The sequence below is a fragment of the Inquilinus sp. genome, from assembly GCF_039594555.1.
Classification (GTDB): Bacteria; Pseudomonadota; Alphaproteobacteria; order DSM-16000; family Inquilinaceae; genus Inquilinus.
On sequence record NZ_JBCNNF010000398.1, the window covers coordinates 1 to 6397 of the forward strand.

General features: G+C 71.2%; 8 protein-coding genes. 4 read left to right on the forward strand and 4 right to left on the reverse strand.

The window, feature by feature from the left end; genetic code table 11:
- The first annotated feature begins 105 nt into the window (after positions 1-105).
- Together ABDW35_RS29750 and ABDW35_RS29755 are read left to right on the forward strand one after the other, a co-directional pair.
- Complete coding sequence (locus tag ABDW35_RS29750; protein ID WP_343717467.1) at positions 106-912, forward strand: hypothetical protein; 807 nt, start codon at positions 106-108, stop codon at positions 910-912.
- Between the two features lie 281 nt (positions 913-1193).
- Positions 1194-2780 (forward strand): pentapeptide repeat-containing protein, encoded by a 1587-nt coding sequence (locus tag ABDW35_RS29755; protein WP_343717468.1) that lies wholly within the window; start codon positions 1194-1196, stop codon positions 2778-2780.
- A gap of 103 nt (positions 2781-2883) precedes the next feature.
- On the opposite strand, the gene ABDW35_RS29760 is transcribed toward ABDW35_RS29755, so the two are convergent.
- From ABDW35_RS29760 to ABDW35_RS29770, 3 genes are read right to left on the reverse strand one after another with little or no spacing between them, the layout of a single operon-like run.
- Positions 2884-3288 (reverse strand): VOC family protein, encoded by a 405-nt coding sequence (locus tag ABDW35_RS29760; protein ID WP_343717469.1) that lies wholly within the window; start codon positions 3286-3288, stop codon positions 2884-2886.
- Positions 3289-3315: 27 nt separating this feature from the next.
- Positions 3316-3630 (reverse strand): hypothetical protein, encoded by a 315-nt coding sequence (locus ABDW35_RS29765; protein WP_343717470.1) that lies wholly within the window; start codon positions 3628-3630, stop codon positions 3316-3318.
- Positions 3627-4226: a GNAT family N-acetyltransferase gene (locus tag ABDW35_RS29770; RefSeq protein ID WP_343717471.1), complete on the reverse strand. Its 600-nt coding sequence runs from the start codon at positions 4224-4226 to the stop codon at positions 3627-3629. Before ABDW35_RS29770 ends, ABDW35_RS29765 begins: the two co-directional genes overlap by 4 nt.
- Before the next feature lie 76 nt (positions 4227-4302).
- Between ABDW35_RS29770 and ABDW35_RS29775 the strand changes: the two genes are divergently transcribed.
- Positions 4303-4923: a CGNR zinc finger domain-containing protein gene (locus ABDW35_RS29775; protein ID WP_343717472.1), complete on the forward strand. Its 621-nt coding sequence runs from the start codon at positions 4303-4305 to the stop codon at positions 4921-4923.
- Here ABDW35_RS29775 and ABDW35_RS29780 read toward each other — a convergent pair.
- Positions 4920-5192, reverse strand: coding sequence for an I78 family peptidase inhibitor (locus ABDW35_RS29780; protein WP_343717473.1), 273 nt, complete (start codon positions 5190-5192; stop codon positions 4920-4922). The two genes, ABDW35_RS29775 and ABDW35_RS29780, sit on opposite strands and share 4 nt — an antisense overlap.
- Positions 5193-5332: 140 nt before the next feature.
- Between ABDW35_RS29780 and ABDW35_RS29785 the strand changes: the two genes are divergently transcribed.
- Positions 5333-6388 (forward strand): multicopper oxidase domain-containing protein, encoded by a 1056-nt coding sequence (locus ABDW35_RS29785; RefSeq protein WP_343717474.1) that lies wholly within the window; start codon positions 5333-5335, stop codon positions 6386-6388.
- Positions 6389-6397 lie beyond the last annotated feature (9 nt).

The window sequence follows — 6397 nt, forward strand, 5'->3', positions numbered from 1 at the left end:
CCACCCAGAGCGGCCTCGACATCTCTGGATGCCCGGGTCAAGCCCGGGCATGACAACTATAAAATTGAGTTCCCTTAGCTTCGACCAAAAACCAGGAACGCTATCGTGATCGACCCGTTCTGGCTTCTGTTCGCCGCCAAGCTGGCGCTGGCCGCCGGGATCGTGGTCGTTGCCTCGCTGCTGGTCGAGCGCAGCGGGCCGGTGCTCGGGGCGATGATCGCGACGCTGCCGATCTCGGTCGGCCCGGCCTATGTCTTCCTGGCGATGGAGCATGATGCCCGGTTCATCGCCGGCAGCGCCGTGGCCAGCCTGGCGGTCAACGCCGCCACCGCCGTGTTCCTGACGCTCTATTCGCTGCTCGCCCGCTCGCGCAGCCTCGCCGTCAGCCTGCCGATGGGGCTGCTGGGCTGGGCCGCGACGGCCGCCCTCGTCTCCCGGGTCGACTGGACCCTGCCCGGCGCCGTGGCGCTGAACCTGATCGTCTTCGCCGCCTGCCTGCCGCTGGCGCTGCGGGGCTTGGCGACGACACCGCCGGTGCGCGCCGCCGGCCGGCGCTGGGACGTCCCGGCGCGGGCGGCCGCGGTCACCGGGCTGATCGCCGCGGTGCTGCTGATCGGCCGCGCTTTGGGGCCGGCGGCGGCCGGCTTCGCCGCCCTGGCACCGGTGGTCACCGGCAGCCTGGCCCTGCTGCTGCATCCGCGCATCGGCGGCCCGGCGACAGCAGCGGTCTTCGCCAATGCCCTGATCGGCATGGTCGGGTACATCCCGGCGCTGGCGCTGCTGCATATGGCCGCCGTACCGCTCGGCTCGGCCGCGGCACTGGGCCTGGCGCTGGCCGCCTACGTCGCCTGGAACGGCGCCATGCTGGCGCTGCGCGGCCGGGGCCGCAGGGCCGCGCCGGCCCGTCCCTGACCCGACGCGCCGTCAGCGCCGCCCATCGCGATTTCGCCACTGCCGTGCTAGATTGACCAGAGAACTCGGCATTGAAATTTACTTTCCTCAGCATGGTTTTCATTGTGCCTTTAGAAAGGAACAAATGATCGAAATACAGGGAGCCGCCATGGGACACGGATAGGAACCTGACTTCCCTTCGTAGTGCCATTTCCGACACAGTGTTTTCCTATGGTGCGCCGGCATCGGCACACAGCCGTTATTTCAAGCCGCCGATACGGGCCCGGCCCAGGAGATATTTCATGATGGATTGGCTGGCGAATGCCGAGAATTTCCTGAGCAGCCGCCCGAGCGTCGCCATCGCGCTGGTGGCGGCCGCGGCCCTTCTGGCCTTGATCGCCTGGATGTGGGGTCCGGTGCTGCTGACATCGCGGCACAAATACGACTCGCGCCGGGAGCGGATCGAGGATGCGGACCGCTACCGCCGCAACATCGGGCAGCTGCTGATCATCCCGCTCCTGGTCGCCGCCGCCCTCTACACCCTGCTCCAGGTTTCCCGGGCTGCGCGCGAGAGCGTGGAGAAGAACGAGCAGCAGCAATATGCCGGCAGCCTCCAGGCCCTGGCGGGCGACAGCGTCGCCGCGCGGCTGGCCGGGATCCATGCCCTGGCGCAGACGGTGGGCGGCGACCGGGCGGACCCGCTGTGCCCCGACGGCAACCAGCGCCCCCTCTCCAGCCAGGGCGCCGCCGCGGATGCCGCGTTCTCCATCGACAACCGGCTCTACCGGGTGGCGCTGCAGGGTATCGCCGCCCAGGCCGTGACCTCCTCTCATCTCGACCCGATCCCCGGCGGCAATGCCGCGCGGCGGGAGCAGGACGAGGCCTCGCATGACGCGGTGGTCGGTGCGGACATCCAGGCCGCCCTCGCCGTGATCGCCCGGCGGGGATGCGAGCCCTATTCCAAAGAGGTTCCGCTGAACCTGGCGCGCGGATATTTCCGCGGCGTCTCGATGGCCTACGCCCAGCTGGCCGGGTCCGACCTGCGGGGCACGGACCTCTCGGCGTCCGAGCTGTATCTGGCGAACTTCTACCGGGCGATCCTGGACAAGGCCGACCTCGGCGGGTCGAACCTGACGCGGGCCAGCTTCGCCAATGCCTCCCTGGCCGGCGCGAATTTCGGCCCCGACCGGAATCTCGCCTCGCCCAACCTGTCGCGGCTGCCCCATCTGCGCACCCAGTTGGGCCGGGCCCAGATCGTCACCGCCAACGCGCAGAGCGCCAATTTCCAATGCGCCATGATGAACGACGCCCGTCTCGACGATTCGGAGCTCGCGAGGGCGGATTTCCGGCGCGCCACGCTCGCCCGTGCCACCCTGCTCGGCGCCAGGGGGGCGGGCGCCAGGTTCGACGCCGCCTGCGGCCCCAGGGCGAACTTCTCGAACCCCGCCGCGATCCCCGGCAAGGGCGAGGTGCGGCGATCGGATTTCTCCGGCGCCGATTTCTCCGACGGCTTCTTCCGGGCGGCCCGGTTCGACCGGATCGACCTGCGGGGGGCCAGCTTCGTCCGCGCCGACCTGACCGGCGCCACCTTCGAGAACAGCGACTTGTCCAACGCTGATTTCCGCGGCGCCAACCTCACCGGGGTGAAGTTCGACGGGGCCAACCTGGTCGGGGTGAAGATGGGCGGCGCCGTGGTCTGCGACGTCACCGGCCTGCCGGACACCATTGCCCCGCCGAACTGCGGGGCGCAGTTCATCCCGCTGGAAGCCGCCCGCTTCGGCGATGCCTGCGTGCCGGCGGCGGAGGCCGACGAAAGCCTGGCCCAGCAATGCCCCGCCGACGCGGAGGAGGCCGTCACGGCCAGCGCCCCGGCGACGACCGCGAACTGAGCCCCAAGGCCCGGCGTCAGCCCAGCGGCTGCGCGCCAGGGCCGTCATCGCCAAGCCGAGCCCGGAGCCGGCGATCGGCCGCAGGCGGATGTCGGAGGTCACATCAAGGACCGGCCGTGATCACGACCGACTCCGCCGACCGTGCCGCCGGGCCGTGATGCACGGCCTCGATGTTGTTGCCGTCGGGATCGAGCACGAAGGCGCCGTAATAGCCGGGGTGGTAGTGGCGCTCGCCTGGCCCGCCATTGTCGCGCCCGCCGGCCGCCAGCGCCGCGGCGTGGAAGCGGTGCACGGTCTCGCGGTCCGCCGCCTGGAATGCCAGGTGGACATGGCTGATGGCGTCGCCCGGGCTGACGAACAGCTCGTCCGAGGCGAAGAAGCCCTGGCCTTCGAAGGTGATGGCGCGGCCGACCGAAGCCAGCACCGCCGCGTAGAAGCGGCGGCTCGCCTCCAGGTCGCGCACCACCAGATGGACATGGTCGATCAGGCGGCCCTGATGGAACTGCATGGCGTTCTCTCCCCTTGTCCGGCGCTTCTACCGCGTGCCACCGGCTTCGATCACCTCGAAATGCTCGACCTCCGGGTCGAAGCGGGTCAGGAAGTCGCGGTCGCGCGGATAGTAGCGGGCGCGGCCGTACTCCTCGCCGGCGAAGGCCTTGATCGCCTCCACCGATTCCCAGAGGGTGAGGGTCGTGAACTCCACCTCCTCGCCCTTGTCCCGGCACAGCAGCCAGACGCCGCGGTTGCCGGGCGTCCGGGCATAGTCGCCCAGGCCGGTCTCCCGCAGATAGGCGACATAGGCGTCCTTCTTCGCCTTCGGCACCGGGCCGCGCCACATCCGTGCGATCATCTCTGCTCCTCCTTCATCAGGTCGAGGCGGACGATCGGCCGGGTCGGGCTGCGCCGCGCCACCTCGCGGAAGCCGAGGTCGAGGAAGGGCCGCAGCACGCCGGTGTAGATCTCGCCCGAGCCCAGCGGCCGCGCCGCGTCGATCGGATAGGCCTCCAGCGCCGGGGCGCCGCGCGACCGGGCCAGCCGCGCCGCCGCCGCCACCAGCGGGCGCAGCAGGCCGGTGCGGCGATGCGCCTTCGTGGTCACGAAGCAGGTGATCGACCAGACCGGCACATCGTCGACCGGCGCCAGGTTGCGCGACCGGGCCAGGCGCGGCTGCTCCGCCCGCGGGGCCACGCCGCACCAGGCGACAGGCTCGCCGCCGCGATAGCCGACCAGCCCCAGCGTCTCGCCCGATTCGACCAGGTCGCGGAACAAAGCGCGGTTGCTGCCGTCGCGGGTGCCGGCACGGTACTCCTGGCGCTCCCGGCGCCAGAAGGCGCACCAGCAGCGGCCGGCATCGGCGCAGCCGGCGAACACGGTCTCGACATCGCCCAGCCGCTCCGGCGCGGCCGGCCGGCAATCGAGCGTGGCGTCGCGGTCCGCTGTCGGCATGTCCTAACCCCTGAACTGGTTGAATCGACCATGCCGGGCTTGCCCCGGCCCCGTCAACCGCTAGGATGGCCGGGTCATGCAGACCCAGGCCCCCTCCTATGCGGTGCGCCCGCCGAAGCGTCTCGGCGGCTCGCTCAGCCTCGACTTCGTCAACACCGAGGCGTGGCGCGGCGACGTCCCGCAGCGCGGCGAGCGGCTGACGAGCTATGGCGAGATCGTCCTGTGGGCCGGCCATGTCGGCATCCTGGACCGCGCCGGCGTCAGGCGGCTGACGCAGGAGGCTTTGCTGCGCCCGGACGACGCCGCGGCGGTTCTGGCGACGGCGCTGCGCCTGCGCGTCGCGCTGGGCCGGATCCTGACCGCGCCGGCCGCGGCGGCGGCCGAAGAACTGGCGGTGCTGAACGCCGTGCTGGCCCGGGCCCCGACCCGCACCGGGCTGGCGGCCACCAGATCCGGCTTCGCCTGGACCATGACCGAGACCGACCCGCTGGAGCAGCCGCTGTGGCCGGTGGTGTGGGACGCGGCCGAGCTGCTGGTCTCCGGCCGCGCCGAGCGGGTCGGCAGTTGCTCCGACCCCGACTGCGCCTGGGTGTTCCTCGACACCTCGCGCAACCGCAGCCGGCGCTGGTGCTCGATGGCCGATTGCGGCAACCGCAACAAGGCGCGCCGGCACTATGAGCGGGTGCGTTCGTCCTAGCCGATCGACGCCCGGATGATCTTGCCCTGGGCGTCGACTTCGACGGTCAGCCGGTCAATGCGGTAGTCCATGGTCATCGGCTCGCCCGGCCGGACGGTGCGCAGCGTCAGCCCCTTCAGCTTGTTCAGCTCGGCCTCGGAGAGGGCGGGCTGCGGCTCGGTCGCGCCCGGCGCCGCGGCCTGGCTGCGGGCACAGGCGGCGGCGAGGCCGCCGGCGGCCCCGGCGACGGCGAGGCCGAGGAGATGGCGGCGGGACGATTCGGTGGTCATGGGCGGCTCCAATGCGTGTCGGCCGATGCCGGCCGTTGCCCCTGATCGCCGACAAAAGAGGCGACGTCGTGACGCGCTTTACCTTCCAGCGGGGGGAAGCCTGAGGATCTAGTCGAGCTTGTTCTGACGAGGTTGAGATCGTGATCACCCGCCGCCGTCTTCTGTCCGGTGCCGCCGCAACCGCAGCGCTGGCCACCGCCCTGCCCCGCCTGGCCCGCGCCGCCGCGCCGGCGGAGCTGACCGTCGCCACCCGCAGCCTGGATATCGGCGGCAAGGCCGCGACGGTGTTCGGCATCCTGCGGCCGGACGGCGGCCAGGGCCTGCGCGCGATCTCGGGCGACGACTTCCGGGTGCGGCTGACCAACGGCCTGTCCGAGCCATCGCTGGTGCACTGGCACGGCCTGACGCCGCCCTGGCGCCAGGACGGGGTGCCGGGCGTGAGCCAGGACCCGCTGCCGCCGGGCGCCGCGTATGACTACGCCTTCCCGCTGGCCCGGCCGGGCACCAACTGGATGCACTCCCATCTCGGGCTGCAGGAGCAGCAGCTGCTGGCGGCGCCGCTGATCGTCGCCGACCCGGCCGAGGCCGGGCTGGACGAGCAGGAGGTGGTGCTGATGCTGCACGATTTCAGCTTCCGCGACCCGGCCGAGATCATGGCCGGGCTGCGCGGCGGCCAGGGCCACGGCATGGTCGGAATGGATCACGGCAGCCAGGGCATGGCGGGCATGGATCACAGCGGCCATGACATGGGCGGCCACGACATGAGCGGAATGTCGATGGGCGGCGCCAAGCCGATGCCCGGGATGCAGCACGACATGCCGGGCATGGCGATGGACCTGAACGACGTCGAATACGACGCCTACCTAGCCAATGACCGAACCCTGGCCGATCCGGAGGTGGTGCGGGTCGAGCGCGGCGGCCGGGTGCGGCTGCGCATCATCAACGGCGCGGCGGCGACCAACTTCCATATCGATCTCGGTACGGCCGAGGGCACGCTGGTCGCGGTCGACGGCATGCCGGTGGCGCCGGTGGCCGGGTCGCGCTTCCCGATTGCCATCGCCCAGCGGCTGGACATCCGCCTGACCGTCCCGGCCGGCGGGGCGCTGCCGGTGCTGGCGCTGCGCGAGGGTCAGCTTCAGCGACTTTTACCATCCCATGCGCAGCGCCTTCGGTACGCTGCAGGCTTTCAACGATGATTTTGTGGC

Coding starts and splice junctions, on each gene's coding strand:
- ABDW35_RS29755 (WP_343717468.1), top strand. CDS start 1,194: ATGATGGATTGGCTGGCGAATGCCGAGAATTTCCTGAGCAGCCGCCCG.
- ABDW35_RS29760 (WP_343717469.1), bottom strand. CDS start 3,288: ATGCAGTTCCATCAGGGCCGCCTGATCGACCATGTCCATCTGGTGGTG.
- ABDW35_RS29765 (WP_343717470.1), bottom strand. CDS start 3,630: ATGATCGCACGGATGTGGCGCGGCCCGGTGCCGAAGGCGAAGAAGGAC.
- ABDW35_RS29770 (WP_343717471.1), bottom strand. CDS start 4,226: ATGCCGACAGCGGACCGCGACGCCACGCTCGATTGCCGGCCGGCCGCG.
- ABDW35_RS29775 (WP_343717472.1), top strand. CDS start 4,303: ATGCAGACCCAGGCCCCCTCCTATGCGGTGCGCCCGCCGAAGCGTCTC.
- ABDW35_RS29780 (WP_343717473.1), bottom strand. CDS start 5,192: ATGACCACCGAATCGTCCCGCCGCCATCTCCTCGGCCTCGCCGTCGCC.